General features: G+C 61.6%; 18 protein-coding genes. 8 read left to right on the forward strand and 10 right to left on the reverse strand.

The genetic code is table 11. The annotated features are described in order from the left end of the window. Positions 1-20 precede the first annotated feature (20 nt). From ONR57_RS02460 to ONR57_RS02470, 3 genes are all read left to right on the forward strand, one after another. A complete protein-coding gene (locus ONR57_RS02460; protein ID WP_265121279.1) occupies positions 21-1,061 on the forward strand; it encodes an AAA family ATPase in 1,041 nt (346 codons plus the stop codon). Positions 1,062-1,070: 9 nt separating this feature from the next. Then, positions 1,071-1,577 carry an NUDIX domain-containing protein gene (locus ONR57_RS02465; RefSeq protein ID WP_265121280.1) on the forward strand — a complete coding sequence of 169 codons (507 nt, stop codon included), beginning with the start codon at positions 1,071-1,073 and terminating at the stop codon, positions 1,575-1,577. Between the two features lie 253 nt (positions 1,578-1,830). Then, the gene (locus tag ONR57_RS02470) at positions 1,831-2,154 is read left to right on the forward strand and encodes a hypothetical protein (RefSeq protein ID WP_265121282.1); all 324 of its coding nucleotides are present in this window, start codon (positions 1,831-1,833) and stop codon (positions 2,152-2,154) included. Between the two features lie 90 nt (positions 2,155-2,244). Here the strand turns inward: ONR57_RS02470 and ONR57_RS02475 are convergent, their stop codons facing one another. Then, positions 2,245-3,042: a DUF1206 domain-containing protein gene (locus tag ONR57_RS02475; protein ID WP_265121740.1), complete on the reverse strand. Its 798-nt coding sequence runs from the start codon at positions 3,040-3,042 to the stop codon at positions 2,245-2,247. Beyond that, entirely contained in the window at positions 3,043-4,050 is a 1,008-nt protein-coding gene (gene nrdF, locus ONR57_RS02480) for a class 1b ribonucleoside-diphosphate reductase subunit beta (RefSeq protein WP_265121284.1), read from the reverse strand. Positions 4,051-4,357: 307 nt separating this feature from the next. Here nrdF and adhP point away from each other — a divergent pair, with 307 nt between their 5' ends. Then, positions 4,358-5,371 (forward strand): alcohol dehydrogenase AdhP, encoded by a 1,014-nt coding sequence (adhP, locus tag ONR57_RS02485; RefSeq protein ID WP_265121285.1) that lies wholly within the window; start codon positions 4,358-4,360, stop codon positions 5,369-5,371. A 25-nt stretch (positions 5,372-5,396) separates the two neighbouring features. Here adhP and ONR57_RS02490 read toward each other — a convergent pair whose 3' ends face one another. From ONR57_RS02490 to ONR57_RS02505, 4 genes are all read right to left on the reverse strand, one after another. After that, entirely contained in the window at positions 5,397-6,176 is a 780-nt protein-coding gene (locus tag ONR57_RS02490; protein ID WP_265121286.1) for a maleylpyruvate isomerase family mycothiol-dependent enzyme, read from the reverse strand. A 40-nt stretch (positions 6,177-6,216) separates the two neighbouring features. Further along, complete coding sequence (locus ONR57_RS02495; protein ID WP_265121287.1) at positions 6,217-6,666, reverse strand: hypothetical protein; 450 nt, start codon at positions 6,664-6,666, stop codon at positions 6,217-6,219. 63 nt (positions 6,667-6,729) lie between these two features. Then, the gene (locus ONR57_RS02500; RefSeq protein ID WP_265121288.1) at positions 6,730-7,167 is read right to left on the reverse strand and encodes a hypothetical protein; all 438 of its coding nucleotides are present in this window, start codon (positions 7,165-7,167) and stop codon (positions 6,730-6,732) included. A 125-nt stretch (positions 7,168-7,292) separates the two neighbouring features. Further along, positions 7,293-8,123: an AraC family transcriptional regulator gene (locus ONR57_RS02505; protein ID WP_265121289.1), complete on the reverse strand. Its 831-nt coding sequence runs from the start codon at positions 8,121-8,123 to the stop codon at positions 7,293-7,295. Positions 8,124-8,160: 37 nt separating this feature from the next. On the opposite strand from ONR57_RS02505, the gene ONR57_RS02510 reads away from it, so the two are divergent. Further along, positions 8,161-8,721 (forward strand): maleylpyruvate isomerase family mycothiol-dependent enzyme, encoded by a 561-nt coding sequence (locus ONR57_RS02510; RefSeq protein ID WP_265121290.1) that lies wholly within the window; start codon positions 8,161-8,163, stop codon positions 8,719-8,721. Between the two features lie 61 nt (positions 8,722-8,782). Here the strand turns inward: ONR57_RS02510 and nrdE are convergent, their stop codons facing one another. The 4 genes from nrdE to ONR57_RS02530 all read right to left on the reverse strand — a co-directional run bounded on the left by nrdE (position 8,783) and on the right by ONR57_RS02530 (position 12,970). Then, entirely contained in the window at positions 8,783-10,945 is a 2,163-nt protein-coding gene (gene nrdE, locus ONR57_RS02515) for a class 1b ribonucleoside-diphosphate reductase subunit alpha (RefSeq protein WP_374116372.1), read from the reverse strand. Further along, a complete protein-coding gene (gene nrdI / locus ONR57_RS02520; RefSeq protein WP_265121292.1) occupies positions 10,930-11,346 on the reverse strand; it encodes a class Ib ribonucleoside-diphosphate reductase assembly flavoprotein NrdI in 417 nt (138 codons plus the stop codon). Before nrdI ends, nrdE begins: the two co-directional genes overlap by 16 nt. A 44-nt stretch (positions 11,347-11,390) precedes the next feature. Next, positions 11,391-11,624 (reverse strand): glutaredoxin-like protein NrdH, encoded by a 234-nt coding sequence (gene nrdH, locus ONR57_RS02525; RefSeq protein WP_265121294.1) that lies wholly within the window; start codon positions 11,622-11,624, stop codon positions 11,391-11,393. Between the two features lie 326 nt (positions 11,625-11,950). After that, a complete protein-coding gene (locus ONR57_RS02530) occupies positions 11,951-12,970 on the reverse strand; it encodes a hypothetical protein (protein ID WP_265121295.1) in 1,020 nt (339 codons plus the stop codon). Between the two features lie 120 nt (positions 12,971-13,090). Between ONR57_RS02530 and ONR57_RS02535 the strand changes: the two genes are divergently transcribed. The 3 genes from ONR57_RS02535 to ONR57_RS02545 all read left to right on the forward strand — a co-directional run bounded on the left by ONR57_RS02535 (position 13,091) and on the right by ONR57_RS02545 (position 16,108). Further along, positions 13,091-13,735, forward strand: a complete 645-nt coding sequence (locus tag ONR57_RS02535; RefSeq protein WP_265121296.1) for a TetR/AcrR family transcriptional regulator — start codon at positions 13,091-13,093, stop codon at positions 13,733-13,735. Between the two features lie 64 nt (positions 13,736-13,799). Beyond that, positions 13,800-14,558: an ABC transporter ATP-binding protein gene (locus ONR57_RS02540; RefSeq protein ID WP_265121297.1), complete on the forward strand. Its 759-nt coding sequence runs from the start codon at positions 13,800-13,802 to the stop codon at positions 14,556-14,558. After that, positions 14,543-16,108, forward strand: coding sequence for a hypothetical protein (locus tag ONR57_RS02545; protein ID WP_265121298.1), 1,566 nt, complete (start codon positions 14,543-14,545; stop codon positions 16,106-16,108). Before ONR57_RS02540 ends, ONR57_RS02545 begins: the two co-directional genes overlap by 16 nt.

A 16,108-nucleotide genomic window follows, 5' to 3' on the forward strand; every position in this document is an offset into this window, starting at 1 on the left:
CCCCGGATGCGAGGACTCACATGCCGTTTCTGACCGATATGTACCACGACAACAATAAGGGCCGATCTAGCACCTCACGTCCGGGGCACACGCCCGCACCTGAACACCACGGCTTTGATCCCGACCATTTCGCACGCCAACTGCGTGCGCGGATTGCTGGTCAAGAGTCTGCAATCCGGGCCGTCACCCGCACGGTCACTGTCGGCCAGAGCGGCCTGAACGACCCAGAGCGGCCGCTGGGCAATGTCCTGCTCGCCGGACCCACCGGCGTGGGAAAGACTGAGCTCGTGCGCCGGGTTGCCGCCGAACTGCGCGCGTCTTCCGAAGACTTCTGCCGCATCGACATGAGCGCCCTCGCCCAGGAGCATTACGCGGCATCATTTTCCGGAGCGCCGCCCGGATACGCGGGTAGCAAAGAATCGTACAGTCTTTTCGACAAGGGCGTCATCGAGGGCGATCCGTACACACCCGGAATCGTGCTTTTCGACGAGATAGAGAAGGCCGACCGGGCCGTCCTGCGTGCGCTGTTGCACGTTCTCGACAACGGTCACCTGCGGCTCGCGAACGGCCAGCGCACCATCTCGTTTCGCAACTGCTATGTCTTTCTCACGTCAAACCTGGGGTCACGAGCACTGCTTCAGATGCGGCGACGGCGTGCTGCGGCGTTCGCCCCGGCACGACACTTCCGCTCCCGCAGCCCGGAGCGAACGATCCGCAGAGAACTCGAGCGGTTCCTCGAGCCGGAGTTTTTCAACAGGATTGATGAGACCGTTGTCTTGCACGCATTCACCGCTGAAACTGCGGCCGAAGTGACCAGGCGGGAGCTTGACCTGCTCGCCAAACGGCTCGCACGCCGCAGCGTCACGCTCACCGTAAGCGACGCAGCGGTCCATGCGCTCACCCGGGCAGGATTCGACCCCGCCTATGGTGCGCGCGGTTTGCGGCGAGCGGTCCGGAGCCTCCTCAGTGACCCCCTCGCCCGGGCACTCCTGTCGGCTCGAAGCCCTGTGGACGCATTCGTCAGCGTCGCACACGGAGAAGTCTGCGTGGAGGTCCGCTAGCCTCTGCGTGTGGCGATTCCCGATTTCATCCTCGAACTCCGTGAACACATCGGCCATCGCATGCTGTGGCTGCCCAGCGTCAGCGCCGTCGTCTTCGATCATTCTGAGCAAAACATCCTGCTTGCTCAGCGAGCCGACAACGGTGCCTGGGCGGTGATCTCCGGCGTCCTCGAACCGGGTGAACATCCTGGGCCCGCGATCCAGCGTGAAATCAAGGAGGAGGCCGGGATCGACGTGGCACTACTCGGTCTCAGCAGTGTCGATGTGAGTCCGGAAGTCGTGCACGCCAACGGGGACCAGTGCCAGTACCTTGACCTATGCTTCGCCGCGCGCGCCGTAGGCGGCGTCCCGCATCTGGCGGATGACGAGAACATTGCAATCGATTGGTTCTCGCCACTCAACCTTCCTGCCGGCCTCACCGACACGTCACGGCGACGGATCGAGCGTGCGATCACGCACCGTAAGCAGCAAGCTGCCGGGCTCGAAAATGCTGGTGCGCCGTGGTTTCGCCGCTGAACAGCCCTTCGGCGCTTTGCACGATTTGAGAATTAGTATTGCGAATTGCTTATAGGTGTTTTTACCTTTTCACAGCCTGTTACTCCGCTATTTAATTATAATTCCTTTCCGGTAACTCTTGAATTTTCCCAACGCTACCGGCAATATGAACAGCCGAGCCGGGTGTCGTAAGAATTACCCACTCCGCCCTACGCGCGGTGGGACCACCCGTGCTCGATCGTGAAATTTGCACCCAAGCACAGGAGTTACATCCATGCGCAAGTCGATCAAACGATTCGCTGCAACTGGCGCTGCTGCAGCGCTTATATCGGGCGGCATGCTCGCCGGAACAGGCACCGCATTCGCTCAAGAAACGGACGATACCGAAGCCGCCCCGACGCTCGACTTTGGCGGTGTTATCAGTGACTTCGTGTGTGCTTTCGACTTTGCCGGGTCGCTTGGCTTCTGTGACGCCGACGAAGATAACGGCGAAGCGGAAATCGACGAAACAGTGGACGAATCCACGGCCGCTGGCACGGAAGACGCCGAAGATGCAGTCGGCGACGATGCTGCGACCGGTGACGAAGCCGGCGAGTAGTCCGAGCCGCGCATCTGCATCACAACGGTGACGCAGAAAGGCCGGGCAAATTCCGGAAGCAGTATGATCCGCAATTTGCCCGGCCCTTCGCTACATTTTCGCGCGCCACACCATTGCCAAACTGAAGACCCCGAAGATCGCCATTCCGGACGCCGCGAGGTAGAGCAGAATCGGGCCGAAGGGCTGCGCTGCCAGTGTTCGCAGCGCCGCGTCGAGCCCGGCAGCCTCCTCGGGCTGCGAACGTGCTGTCGCCACCAGCACAAGAATCCCGACCATCAGGATCACCAGACCCTTGCCTACGTAGCCCGCGATACCCAGCTTTCGCAGCATGCCGCCGGCGCGGCCCACGAGGTCGTCGATGAACTTGCGATTCGCGCCTTTGTAGATGTAACCGACTCCGACGCCCACGACGACGAGGCCTACGATCAGCAATAACGCGCTCCCAGCAGTTGTCTGCATGAGACGGCCGGTGAAGGCCACCGCTTCACCGTCTTCGACACCCTGACCGGTGGCATAGCGAAACGCGAGGTAACCCAGGCCCGCGTTGATAACAGCGAGCGAGAATGCGCTCACCCGCTGGAACAGCGACACAGATTGCTCGCCGTCCGCAACACGGCCCAGGAATGTCTCCACCAATCGCCACAGCGCCATCGCGACGAAGCACCCAAACGCCGCCCACAGCGCCGCCTGCCCGCCGGCACGCTGCGACATTTCAGCGAATGCCCCCGACGGGTCGGGGTCTGCCGCGACGTCGCCACCGCCCATCACTAATTGCACCGCGAGGTAGCCAATCGCGATGTGCAATAGGCCGGTGACTACGAACCCACTGCGCGCGACTCGCTCGAAAGCACTGTGCTGCGCTACGGCTCGCTGATCATGCTTGCTCAGCTAAAAATCCCAATCCTCATCCTCGGTGTTGACTGCTTTCCCAATCACGTATGAGGATCCCGAACCCGAAAAGAAGTCGTGATTTTCGTCGGCGTTTGGCGAGAGCGCCGACAGAATCGCCGGATTCACGTCCGTTTCGTCCTTCGGGAATAGTGGCTCGTAACCAAGGTTCATCAGCGCCTTGTTCGCGTTGTAACGCAGGAACTTTTTGACATCCTCCGTGAGGCCGACACCGTCATACAGGTCCTGCGTGTATTCGACCTCGTTGTCATAGAGCTCGAAAAGCAGTTCGAACGTGTAATCCTTGAGTTCCTGGCGCGTCTCCGGGCTCGCGAGCTCGAGCCCGCGCTGATATTTGTACCCGATGTAATACCCGTGCACCGCCTCGTCACGGATAATCAGCCGGATCATATCTGCGGTATTCGTCAGCTTTGCCCGTGACGACCAATACATCGGCAGATAGAAGCCTGAGTAGAACAGGAAGGATTCGAGGAGCGTAGACGCGACCTTGCGTTTCAGCGGATCGTCACCACGGTAGTATTCCATGACGATCTCGGCTTTGCGCTGCAGATTCTCGTTCTCCTCCGACCAGCGGAACGCATCGTCGATGTCGCGGGTCGAACACAGCGTCGAGAAAATCTGTGAGTACGACTTGGCGTGCACCGACTCCATGAACGCGATGTTGGTCAGCACCGCCTCTTCGTGCGGAGTGAGCGCATCGGGAATCAGGCTCACCGCGCCCACTGTGCCCTGGATAGTGTCAAGCAACGTCAAACCAGTGAAGACGCGCATAGTCAGTTGCTTCTCGTGCTCCGTCAGAGTCCCCCACGACGGAATGTCGTTCGATACCGGGACTTTTTCCGGCAGCCAGAAGTTGCCCGTCAGCCGGTCCCACACCTCCGCGTCCTTCTCGTCCGGCACACGGTTCCAGTTGATCGCCGAGACGCGGCTGATCAGCTTGACCTTGCCCCCTTCAGCGGGAGTGTGCGAATCCGAAGTGATCGTCATGGGTGCTTCTTCCTGTCAGAGGATGCCTCATTACCAGTCTCTCAAATGTCGCGCGGGCGCCCGAAATACCCCGAGAGTCGCCGGGGTGCGAACCACAACACCTAGGGGCTCACTCTAGCTCAGCAGGAACATCTAGTAGTTACATTGATGGAATTCCCCGGTCTGGTGCGTGTCACGGCGTGTCGTATCAACGGACCGATCCGATGATCGAACGTCATCTGAACTGAGGCCTTTCGGCCCCTGCGCGCAACCCCCGGCACACGCGACTCTTGAACCGTCAGCCGACTCGCCACTAATGGAGAAACAAATGAAAGCTGCGGTCGTCACCGGATTCCACACACCCCTCGAGATCGAAGAGCGAACCGTACCAGACCCCGGGCCGAACCAGGTTCTCGTACGCATCGAAGCATCCGGGCTGTGCCACACCGATATCCACGCAGCCAACGGAGACTGGCCGGTCAAGCCAGCTCCCCCCTTCATTCCCGGCCACGAAGGCGTGGGTATCGTCGAGAGCGCCGGTGCAAGCGTTACGCGGGTCAAGCCCGGAGACCGGGTCGCGGTGCCGTGGCTAGGGTCCGCCTGCGGTGAATGCGAATACTGCCTCACTGGCTGGGAGACGCTCTGCGAGAGCCAGCAAAACACCGGCTACTCGATCGACGGAGGCTGGGCTGAGTACGTGCTGGCGGACGGTCGCTATGTCGTCAAGGTACCCGAGGGCGTCGATCCCTTCGAAGCGGCGCCACTCACCTGTGCGGGAGTAACGACGTACAAAGCAGTCAAGGTATCGGGTGCGCGCCCCTCAGACCTCGTTGCGATCTTCGGAATCGGCGGGCTCGGCCACCTCGCTCTGCAGTATGCGCAGATCGCGGGCGCCCAGGTTGTCGCGGTTGACCTGATCGACGAGAAACTGGACATGGCACGCGAACTCGGCGCGGCCTATACCCTCAACGCACGCGAAAAGGATCCTGCCGAGTACATTCAGGGACTCGGGGGCGCAGACACCGCGATCGCCCTGGCCGTCAACCCCAAATCGTTCGAACAGGCCTACCGCTCACTCAAACGCGGGGGGACGCTTGTCCTCGTCGGACTGCCCGCTGACAACAACATGAATCTGCCGATCTTCGAAACCGTGCTCAACGGCATCAAAGTTGTCGGATCCATCGTCGGCACACGCGTCGACTTGCAAGAAGTGTTCGAACTGCACGCCGCAGGCAAGACGTCGGTCCACTATCACACGCGCAAGCTGGACGAGGTCAATGACGCCATTCGTGACGTCGAGAATGGCCGGGTCGACGCTCGTCTCGTGTTCGACATGTCCTAACGCACTGAGTGTGCAGGCGCGGGGCTCACCGCACCTGCACTGCGTCGAGAATGAGACGGAGGCCGACCGGGTTACCCGTGATCTCGATGACGTCCGACGCGACCGGACCAGTGCCGTTGCCGTCAAGGCCCATCCGGCGCCACACAGCGAGCAGCAGGTCGGAGGCTGCGCCTCTGAGCACCATATGCGCCTCGTCGCGGCCGCGGCCGCGACGCACAATTGGTCCATCTTCGCCAATGGTCAGCGTCCACCGCGCGGCATCGACGTCAACGCAGTCCAGCTGTAGCGCAACCTTGGGCAGCGCAGCGGTCCTGGTGCCCGCAAGAATCCTCGGCACGAATACGGTGAGCCACTCGTCGATGCCGTCAGCAGCCAAGCGGGCGTCAATGCGGCTAGCTGCTCCTGGCAGCACGGCATTCTCCGCGTCCCACCTGTGCACTGCTGTTTCGTGCGCCTGCCTCCGGAACCAGAAGCCGGCCGTACTGGGACCGGTGAACGTGTCGGCTGGAGCGTCCGGATCCTGCCGATTGAGTTCATCGACCAGGGCTTCGTACGATTCTCGGTACCACGGCATGATCGCTGGGCCTGACGGCGGGCGACTGTCCTGCGATACTGCCGCAGCGGCTTCTGCACCGCCCGCGAGGTAGCTTGTGGCCCACCTATGCACGCGGCCGAGATGGGCCACAAGACGCTCCAGCTTCCAGCCCGGACACGTCGGCACGGGAACGTCAAGCGCTTCGATGGGCTGAGCGGCGATGAGCTCACCATCGCGCACGATCGCGGCAAGGTACTCGTCGGGTTGCACGCATACAAAGGTAACGCCCGCGGCTCCTCAGTCAGCGCGACTAATCTGCATTGCCTCCAGCGGGTACGGCGTCCGTGGTGAAACCAGGTATCACGCCACACATTTCGCCTGCCGCGTTTTCGTAGACTCCGTACACCACGGAGACAACAGTGCCCGGCCCGGTCTCTGCGAGGGTAAGTGGCACAAAGACACCGTCCGCGAGGAACTCAGTGGGGATCAGCGGCTGAGTGCCGAACTGGAATGAGTCGATGTTGAGCCAGCCGACATTCGCACCGTCGCCGCCCTGCTCATTGATCACGTAGAAGATTTCCCCGGGTGGCACCGCGTCATTGTTGGTATGGACAACTGATTGAACCGCAGCCATACCACTCTCACAGAACAGAACTGTTGGCTGAGAGTCGAATGGAGCCGCAGCAGCCACTGCGGGAGCAGCAATGGCTGCCGCAGCGGCCGCACTGGTCGCGAACAGGGGGCGGATGACTCTGGGCACGCGTTCTCCTTTCACAAACGTATGTGGGATTAGCACTTCTGGGGCGTGACGGTATCGCCGCGTTCAGCTGAGGTAAGTCACCAGGAGATCGATGATTTCAAAGATGTCGTCGGGGAACGTCACTGTGACCCCCGACTCGGAGAAACTCCATTCATTCGGCGGAATCTGGTTAGGGTTGGTATTGACGCAGTAAACCTCGACCGTGTAGTCACCCGGCGGCAACGGTGCGAAGGTGAACGATTGCTCCTCGCCGCCCACAAGACTGCTGCTCTGCGTGATATTTACTGGCACGAAAGTGTTTTCTCCACTGACTGTGACGTCACAGTCTTTAGCGTGCTGCCAACCCCCTGGCGTCGTGAAGGCGACTTGGATGACGGCGTGCCCTGAGGTGACCTGCGGCAGTTCACCGAACTCTTGTGCTGTCGCGATCGACGATGCGGCGAGAACGAGGCCTGCGGCTGACGCGGTGACAACCACGGCCCGGCACGGAATCGACGACATAACGTACCCCTTTCCTGGATGCCCAACAAAGAAAACGTGCGCGTACGAAGATCGTCACCTTTACAGTAAACCCGAGTTAAAAGTAACGGAATGGAAACGAAGAAATTTGTGCCAGTCCACGCAACTCAGTCGCCAAAACGAGCCGCGAAGTCGCCCGGTGTCATCCCGGTGACAGCACGAAAGTCGTGAATGAAGTGCGCCTGGTCCGCGTACCCAAGGTCAGCTGCGACGTCGGCCAGTGGACGGCGCGGCCCTCGCAGGTGTTCTGCCGCCTCCTGCAGTCGACGGCGCTGAATGATCCATTTCGGCGAAAGACCTATCGTCCGCCGCGTCAAACGCTGCAACTGCCGCTCGCTCACACCGAATTTCTCGCACACCTGTGCCACACGGATAACCCCAGCGTCATTTTCGATGTAGGCAACGACGTCATTGATGAGTCTGTCGCTCAGACCCGTGCAGTACGGCGCTAGCGCGTCACTGAGCGCTGTCATCGCTCGGTGATGGTTCGCTGGTTCTTCTGGATTGGTTCCCATCACCGCACGGACCCGTCTGGTCAGCGGTGGGCCAATCTCGGGAAGGATTTCGCTCAAGTCGGTGAACCTGTCACGCCAGGCGACCATCGACGCGCCCGCTACGCGTTCCCCGCCAGCCGGCTGCAGCATCGCACCGACCGCCCATCCCGCACCGGTGAGCGTCGTTGTCGACAGGCCGCGGTCTACACCGTAGAAGCGCGCGTAGGTATCGCTGATAACGATGAGCGCTACGGGGTAGCGGAGCACTCTCTGCACCGCTTCCTTGCCCGCGGGGACGGACCACACCGGTATCCAGAATCTGCGTACTAGCGGCGTGAGCGTGCCGGGCGGGTCGTAGCGAAAGACCGTGTGCGACGTGTCGCCGGGGGTTTTCAGGTGGGCTCGCTCGATCATGTCGAGCGGACGCGGCTTGTCGGCTTTCATCAATTCCCAGCATGCCCGAGCGTCCTACGGTTAGCGCATGGAAACGAAAGCGCAGAGTTCGCTCGCTGAGCGATTCGAGAGGGCCAGCGGCCGGTTGACAGCGGTGCTCGTTGCTACCCCCATGGCGCGGTGGGACGCGCCGTCACCATGCGAAGGCTGGACGGCCCGCGATGTAGTGCGGCATGTCATTGACACCGAACAAGACTTCTTCGCCCAGCACGGCGTGGATCTCCGGCCTAAGCCGGATGCCTCCGACCCCAATGCCGCCTGGGCTGCACACAGCGCACGAGTGCAGAGCCTGCTCGCTGACGAGCAGTTCACGGCAGCGAGGTTCGACGGCTACTTTGGCCCCACAACCATAGGCGCAACGTTCGACACGTATTACCTGTTCGACGTCCTCGTCCACCGATGGGATATCGCGACCGCTGCGGGCCTTGCAGCGACCTTCACTGAGGAAGAACTGGAGGCAATTGAAGAACGGGTCGCTGCGTTCGGCGACACCATGTACATGGAGGGCATCTGCAAACCCGCGCTGGAAACATCGGCTGGCGCCGATAGGCAGACCGCGCTGCTCGCAAAGATGGGCCGGGCGGGCTAAGCGGAAATAGTGTCATTCTGCCTCCGTTTTTCGGAGGCAGAATGACACTGGCTTCTCGGCGCTACAGCATGCAGCTGACGCAGCCTTCGACTTCCGTCCCTTCGAGGGCGAGCTGACGCAGGCGGATGTAGTACAGCGTCTTGATGCCTTTGCGCCATGCGTAGATCTGCGCCCGGTTGAGATCACGCGTGGTGGCTGTGTCTTTGAAGAACAGCGTCAGGGACAAGCCCTGGTCGACGTGCTGGGTCGCCGCCGCATACGTGTCGATGATCTTCTCGTAGCCGATCTCGTACGCGTCCTGGAAGTACTCCAGGTTGTCGTTCGTCATGTACGGCGCCGGGTAATAGACGCGGCCGATCTTGCCTTCTTTGCGGATCTCGATTTTTGACGCGATCGGGTGGATCGACGACGTCGAGTGGTTGATGTAGCTGATCGACCCGGTGGGCGGCACAGCCTGAAGGTTCTGGTTGTAAATGCCGTGCTCCTGCACAGACGCCTTCAGTTCCAGCCAGTCCTGCTGTGTCGGGATGTGAACGCCCGCATCGTCGAACAGTTTCTGCACCCGCGCGGTGCGCGGCGCCCACTCCCGATCGGTGTACTTGTCGAAGAATTCACCGCTTGCGTACTTCGACTCGGGGAATCCTTTGAAATACGTTCCACGCTCAATCGCGATTTTGTTTGACGCACGCAGCGCGTGGAACAGGACGGTGTAGAAGTAGATGTTCGTGAAGTCGATGCCTTCTTCGGACCCGTACTGGATGTACTCGCGCGCAAGGTAACCGTGGAGGTTCATCTGCCCCAGGCCGATCGCGTGAGACTCGTTGTTGCCCTTTTCGATTGACGGCACCGAGGAAATCGTCGTCTGGTCGGAAACAGCTGAGAGCGCGCGAATCGCAACCTCGACGGTCTCCCCGAGATCTGGCGAGTCCATGGTTTTGGCGATGTTCAGCGAACCAAGGTTGCACGATATGTCTTTGCCGATGACCTTGTACGAGAGATCATCGTTGAATTCGCTCGCGGTCGAAACCTGCAGAATTTCTGAGCACAAGTTCGAGTGCGTGATCTTTCCCTTAATCGGGTTCGCCCGGTTGACCGTGTCCTCGAACATGATGTACGGGTAACCCGACTCGAACTGCAGCTCAGCGATGGTCTGGAAGAACTCACGCGCCTTGATCTTGGTTTTGCTGATGCGCTTGTCGTCAACCATCTCGTAGTACTTCTCGGTGACGTCGATGTCCGCGAACGGCACGCCGTAAACGCGTTCTACGTCATACGGCGAGAAGAGATACATGTCCTCGTTCTTTTTCGCGAGGTGGAACGTGATGTCCGGGATCACAACGCCCAGCGACAGTGTCTTGATGCGGATCTTTTCGTCCGCGTTCTCCCGCTTGGTGTCGAGAAAGCGGTAAATATCTGGGTGGTGGGCGTGCAGGTACACCGCGCCAGCGCCCTGCCGAGCACCGAGCTGATTGGCGTAGGAGAACGAGTCCTCGAGCAGCTTCATCACTGGGATGACGCCCGACGACTGGTTTTCGATCTTCTTGATCGGCGCACCGTGCTCACGAATGTTCGAAAGCAGCAGCGCCACGCCGCCACCACGCTTTGACAGCTGCAGCGCCGAGTTAATCGAACGCCCAATCGACTCCATGTTGTCTTCGATACGCAGGAGGAAGCAGCTCACTGGCTCGCCGCGCTGCTTCTTCCCCGAGTTCAGGAAGGTGGGCGTCGCGGGCTGGAACCGGCCTGCAATCATCTCGTCTACGAGACGCTCAGCGAGACGCTCATCCCCAGCGGCAAGCGTCAGCGCCACCATGCACACACGGTCTTCGAAGCGTTCGAGGTAGCGCTTACCGTCGAATGTCTTCAGAGTGTACGAGGTGTAGTACTTGAACGCGCCGACGAACGTGGGGAATCGGAACTTTTTCGCGTACGCGCGCTGGAGCAGGGATTTGACGAACTCGCGGCTGTACTGGTCAAGGACCTCAGGCTCGTAGTAGTCGTTCTCGACGAGGTAATCGAGCTTTTCGTCGAGGTCGTGGAAAAAGACCGTGTTCTGGTTCACGTGCTGCAGGAAGTACTGACGGGCGGCTTCCCGGTCCTTGTCGAACTGGATCTTGCCGTCCGGGCTGTAGAGGTTCAGCATCGCGTTGAGGGCGTGGTAGTCAAGCTCGCCCTCCGCGCGCGCTGACGCGGCAGGCGCAGTTGCAGTCACTGTCGGTGCCAAAACTCTTCCAATCCTTCGCGGACGCGGTGAACGTCCTCAGCTGTTCCCATGAGCTCGAAGCGGTACAGGTAGGGAACCTTGCACTTTTTCGAGATGATGTCTCCTGCAACGCAGAAAGCGTCGCCAAAATTCGTGTTTCCCGCAGCTATTACGCCCCGGATGAGCGCACGGTTGTGCGGATTGTTCAAGAACCGGATTACTTGCTTCGGCACCGCGCCGACATGGCGGCCGCACTCGTCCTTCCCGCCCGCGTATGTCGGCACCACCAGAACGAATGGCTCATTAACCTCGATGTTCCCGTCCTGCCCGTGGACTGGTATCCGGACTGCGGGGACGTCGAGCTTGCGCACGAATCGGTGGGTGTTCTCCGAGATACTGGAGAAGTAGACCAGCATTCCCATTCCTTACACCGCTTCCCGCACCGGTGAGGTGCGCCCACGGGAGGTCAGGCAGCGGCAGTTTCCAGCGACTTGATCCGGTCCGGCCGGAAGCCCGCCCAGTGCGCATCGCCAGCCACTACCACTGGAGCCTGCAGATAGCCCAGCGCCATGACGAAGTCGCGTGCGTCGGCGTCTTCCGTGATGTCGACGATCTCGTATGCGAGGCCAGCCTTGTCGAGGGCCCGGTAGGTCGCATTGCACTGAACGCACGCTGGCTTGGTGTAGACGGTGATGCTCATCTGCTACCGACCTCTCTTGGTAAGGGCGCACACTTCTGGTGCTTGCATCTGAAAACACTCATCGCCGTGCGGATGCTCCGTCATCATTGATGAATGCGGCCGAACGCTCCCTCGCAAGCCGTCGGCTGGCTTCCCCTCCGACCGCCGACCCCTTGGGTGCCGCTCTGGTCTAAACACTACACCTAGTGTCTGACACCGCAAGCGAATCGCATATCTAGTAATCACATTTTTGAAATTCGCAGGTTGTAAGCCGTAACGAAGAGGCAACAAGGCGTGTCGCGGAAGCGGTGGCGTGTCGTCCACAGGCCCTGTGGACGACACGCGAATCACACTCGCGTAAGCAAGCTGCCAGCAAACACTCGAGGCGATTCACGCCGAGTCAGCCGCGTCCGCACACCCCCGAGCAGCACCAGAGCAAGGCCAACGATGAGCCACGCGGTTAGGACCCACACCGGACGCGCGGCCGCCGCACCATCGAAGAACGCGACCGACCGCAGCAGCGCGACACCCGCGCCAGGCGGTAGCGCCTGGCCGAGCACGCCCCACCCACTCGGCAGCATTTCAGGCGGCACCGCAACACCGGACAAGGGATTGCCGAGCAGAAAGACGGTGATCGCACCCAGTGCGATTCCAGCGCGGCCGAGTATCGCGTGCAGACCCGCGACAGTCGCCGCGATCGCACCTATCGTTAGCGCAATTGCGGCGCTGTTCAGCCAGTAGTTTTCGGCAAGCACCCCGAGCCACCCTTGCGTCACCCCGCCCATAACCAGACCGGACAGCACCGCGCCGGTAGCGAGCCCAGCCGCCCGCTTGCCCGCACTTGGCAGCAGCAATGCACACGCGACGCCGAGGAGCAGGCCGCCCATCACCATCGGTAGCGCGGCGGCAGCAAATCCAGCACCCCGGGGATCATTCTCCGGCAGCGGCACCAGGTCGGTGACCTCGGACGCCGACATTTCAGCCGGATCCACCGGCCCCACCGCAGCCGACTGCAAAAGCTGCGCGACCACCGGGCTAGCCGCAGACGCGGTAATCACCGCTGGCGGCGCACCAGGGGCCAGTACGAACGCCCCGTACACCTCCCGCTCCCGAATGAGGCGCTCCGCTGCATCAGCGTCAGTCGCCTCGCGCGCCGCGAAAACACCAGGTGCACGTTGCTGCAGTTGAGCACTGAACTCGGCAACCGCCGGAGGTGGACCAGCCACGGCCACAGGGATATTTGCTGGTGCCGAACGCGCGGCAGGCCATGCGAAGGCCGCTACCAGCAGTCCTACACCCAGTGCGACAGCCATGCCTATGCCAATCGCCTTCTGCCAGGTGACGCTTTGCGGGTGAGTCGTTGCCATCGTCATCACTCCTCTTAAAAAACGAATGCTCGTTCTCTGATACCCTCAAAGGGTAGCCCGGCGCACAAGAGCCCCGGCCATCGTCAGCAGCCACCGATTAAGGTCATTAAGGTCACAGCCATGCCCCGCGTCTCCGAAGAACACCTCAGCGCCCGCAGAGAGCAAATCCTCACCGCCGCCTGGCGCTGCTTTGCGCGCGACGGGTTCCACATGACGTCTATGCAGGACATCTTCGATGAGGCCGGGCTTTCGGCCGGGGCGGTCTACCGCTACTTTCCCGGGAAGATCGACTTGATCAAGGCCACGGCCGAGCGGGTTTCCCAAGGCCTCAGCAGCGCCTTCGATCAGATTGAAGTGAGCGAACCGGTACCCCGGCCGGTCGAGGCATTGCGCCAGGTCATGACGTCGGTGCTTGATTTTGTCTCCGCGCAACCCGTTGACCCCACCCGGATTGCGATGCACGTGTGGTCAGAAGCGTTGCGGGAACCGCAAGTCGGCGCCGTAGCACGCGATTTCGGCATCGCGGCGCGTGCCCGCTGGGAAGCGATCGCGATCCGCTGGCAGCGCGCGGGTTTGATAACGAACTCGGCACAACCTGGCGAGATCAGCAAGTTTCTCTACGGAGCCATGGCGGGCTTCCTGGTCCAGCGGAACCTTGTCGGTGACATCGACATTGACCAGTACTTATCCGGTTTCACGGCGCTGCTCGAACGGACACAGGACGAGCACCGGGCAACGGATGGCGCGAGCGAACCGACTGGCTAGGCGGGCTGCGAACTCGCGCCCTGTGCGGCAGGCTGTTACAAAACCGCTTCAGGAGGCTTACTCAGTGTCTGATTCAGCGCTCTATCTCGAAGGGCTCTCGAAGTCGTTCGGTGCAACACCGGCCGTGCGGTCGTTGACACTCACCGTGCCAAAGGGATCCTTCTACGGACTGGTCGGACCGAACGGTGCTGGCAAGACTACGACCCTCGCTATGGCCACCGGTCTGTTGCGCCCCGATATTGGACGCGCCGCGGTGTTCGGGCACGACGTGTGGTCGGACCCCACCACCGCGAAAACCCTATTCGGCGTCCTGCCCGACGGGCTGACAATGATCGACCGGCTCACTGGCCGAGAACTGCTGACGTTCCAGGGGCTGCTGCGGGGTATGGACAAAGCCACGGTGACGCAGCGAACCGATGACCTTCTGAACGTGCTCGGCCTGCGGGATGCTGAAAGCAAACTCGTCGCTGACTACTCCGCAGGCATGACCAAGAAAATCGGACTGGCGTGCGCGATGCTCCATGCGCCTCGACTACTGCTCCTTGACGAACCATTCGAAGCCGTCGACCCGGTCTCGTCCGCGACGATCCGGAAAATCCTGCAGCGCTTCGTCGCGGGTGGAGGCTCAGTGATTCTCTCCAGCCATGTCATGGCGACGGTTGAACAAATCTGCACCCACGTGGCGATCATGGCGCACGGCACAATCGCCGCTGCGGGCACCATCGATGAGGTACGCGGCAGCGAACCGCTCGAAGATGTCTTCGTCCGGCTCGTCGGCGGGCGCACCGACGGCGGAGAGGAGCTTTCGTGGTTGCGCTCCTGATGCGGCTGCGCTGGATCATCACGCGCAACAACTACTCGGGCAACCGGCTTATTCTCTACATCGTGCTCGCGGTCGTGGGCGCCCTCGCTGGCCTCGGCTCCCTCGCCGTTGGGCTCGCGGACTTCGAACGGCCCGGAGCGGTGGCGGACATGATCGCATTGATTGCTGCCACGTGGGGTGTCATCTGGCTCTTCACGCCGTTCGTTGCAGGCACCATCGGCAGCAGTCTGCGCCCGACCCAGTTTGCGTTGCTTCCGGTACCCCCGCGCACGTTCGCTGTCGCGTTCTTAGTGACGTCCTTTGCGACCGGACCGGTGGTGATCACCCTCATAGGACTGGGCGCCCCTATTCTTTACGCGCTGCGGCAAACGTGGGTCGCGGGGGTGGTCGCCGTCCCCGCGGTCGTGCTGCAGACAGCTCTGATCGTCGGCCTTGCGCGGCTGACCGGCCTGTTGCTCACCGCACTGGCGAGTACGCGTCGCGGCCGGGACATCGCGATGCTCGCGGCAGTCATCCTCGGGGCCACACTGTGGCTCGTCTACATGGCGATGCAACTCATCGTGCCCGCTGTCCTCGACGGTGACCCGCCATGGCTGAACACGCTGCTGCGGGCGCTGCCCTTCGGCTGGGCCGCACACGCAACCGAGCTCGCGGTGACGGGTGCGTGGGCCGGGGCACTAGGGATGATGGTGGCGCTGAGTGTCAGTGTGGCACTCATCGCTGCGGCATCGGTCCCCGTCGTCACCCGGCAAATGCAGTGGCCGGGGACGGAGTCAGGCTCTGGTGACACTAAGCGCCGGGGGCGCGCGGGCGCGAGGCGCAGCCCATCGAGCGCATTAGCCGCCGCCGTGAGCAAAGAGTTCGCACTGTTGTGGCGCGACCCGCGGCGCAAGGCTGCACTGATCGTTGTTCCGATGTTCCTGGTCCTCCTCTTCGTCGGCCCCGCTGTGATGGAGGGGTTCGATATATACCTGACCATCGCGCTGCCGGTCATGACCATTGCGCTTCTTTCTGGCTTTCTGAATCTGTACGGCTTCGACGGACCTTCTACGTGGCAGGTTCTCGTCATACCGCATGGTGCCCGGTATGACATTCGCGGTAAGCAGGTCGCCTGGATGGCTTTCGCCGCACCGATTCTCCTGCTTGTGCTGGTTGGCAGGTACGTGTTCTACGACCGGGGAACGGACGCGCTGCCGTATGACGTAGCGGCTTTCCTCGCGGTACTGGGTGTCGGCGCCGCGGCGCTGGCTCTGTCGTCGGTCCTCGCGCCGTATCCGGTGCCATCGGCGAAGCAGGGCAACCCGTTCTCTACGCGCGGCTCGTTCAATACCGCTTCGCTCGCCTCGCTGCTCGTCACAATCGCCGCCATCGCCGTAGTGTTTTTCGGGCTAGCGCTGGTGACGGCCCCGGGCGGCTGGATTGCGTGGCTGGCTGTCCCCGCAGGTGCTCTGCTGGGCTACGGCGCGTGGCGTGTGGGCGAGCGCTTCGCAGCGCAAGCGCTGCAGCGCCGCGGTCCCGACCTTCTTGAGGTTGTTCGCAAAGAACCGTGA

The sequence above is a fragment of the Hoyosella sp. YIM 151337 genome, assembly GCF_026041215.1.
Lineage (GTDB): Bacteria > Actinomycetota > Actinomycetes > Mycobacteriales > Mycobacteriaceae > Hoyosella.